Origin of the sequence: Clostridium sp. (assembly GCF_032552055.1) — a bacterium.
In the GTDB taxonomy this organism is placed as follows: domain Bacteria; phylum Bacillota; class Clostridia; order Clostridiales; family Clostridiaceae; genus Clostridium.
In genome coordinates this window covers 1-1,330 of record NZ_JAWGSV010000425.1, presented here as the reverse complement: position 1 = coordinate 1,330, position 1,330 = coordinate 1, and the positions used below count along the sequence as shown (strand labels likewise).

The 1,330-nt window shown below is 30.2% G+C and carries 2 protein-coding genes; both read right to left on the bottom strand.

From position 1 onward, the window contains the following. Positions 1-237: 237 nt before the first annotated feature. The gene (locus E6248_RS16130; RefSeq protein WP_316341782.1) at positions 238-927 is read right to left on the bottom strand and encodes an ATP-binding cassette domain-containing protein; all 690 of its coding nucleotides are present in this window, start codon (positions 925-927) and stop codon (positions 238-240) included. 36 nt (positions 928-963) lie between these two features. Then, positions 964-1,330 (bottom strand): prolyl oligopeptidase family serine peptidase (locus tag E6248_RS16125; RefSeq protein ID WP_316341781.1); only part of this gene is annotated, 367 nt, incomplete at its 5' end.

Sequence of the window (1,330 nt, the reverse complement as noted above, 5' to 3'; positions counted from 1 at the left end):
CTGCATAGCAAGGCTATTTTCATATAAAAAACTACAGTCCCTATATTTCTTACTTTTTTAATTTCACCTTTAATTAAGATAATAATTATAACTAGGGAGATCTTCTTATAGTAAAATCTCTATATTAATCTTAAATATAACACCTTAAATACAACTCATTTTAATAAAAAAGGCTCCATGTATAATTTCCATGAAACCTTTATAACTCTTTGTTTGCTATTAATATTAAACGCTTTATTATATATAATTGTTTTCTTTTCTAAATTGTGTATCATATAACTTCTTATATAATCCACCTTCATCTAACAATTTATTATGATTTCCTGACTGAACTATTCTTCCATCCTCAAAAACTAGAATGTTATCTGCTGATAAAATTGTAGTTAGCTTATGAGCTATAACTATATTTGTCCTACCTTTTAGTAATGGAACTAAAGCTTTTTGTATATACATTTCTGATACAGAATCTATGGCAGATGTAGCCTCATCAAGAATTAAAATCTTTGGATTCTTTAATATTACTCTTACTATAGAAATACGTTGCTTTTCTCCTCCCGATAGCTTAATGCCTCTATTGCCTACTACTGTTTTATATTTGTCTGGTATAGACATAATAAAATCATGAATGTATGCAGCTTTACATGCTTCAACTAACTCTTCATTAGTAGCATCTTCATTTCCATATCTTAGGTTAGCTTCAATTGTATCATTAAATAAATATGGTTCTTGCATAACTATACCTATTTGTCTACGAAGAGATTGAAGCGTTACATCTCTTGTATCATGTCCATCTATCTTTATACTACCTGATGAAACTTCATAAAGTCTTGGTATAAGATTAGTTAACGTAGTTTTTTCCACTCCACTAGCCCCTACTAAGGCAGTCATTGTTCCAGAGTTAATAGAGAAATTAATATCATGTAACACTTGAAGGTCCTTTTTATATGCAACTGACTTACTTAGCTATATATTTTTTAGCCACTCAACTGCTAACTTAAACCAAGTACCTACATGTGGGCTTATATGATTGGCTTCATCTTTTCTTGCAGTAACTTCTTCACAAAGACTTAATCCATGTACACCAGTTGGATATATATGTAACTCAAATGGCACATTATTTTCCTTTAAAGAATTTGCAAATCTTAATGAATTTTGCACAGGAACTGCTCCATCATCAAAAGTATGCCATAAAAATGTTTGTGGAGTATCCTTAGATACCAATTTTTCCAAAGAAAGTTCTTCCCTTTCCTCTTCACTTGCATTTTCTCCTAATAAACAGTCAAAAGAACCTTTATGAGAAAATTCTCCATTAGTTATAACTGGATAAGAG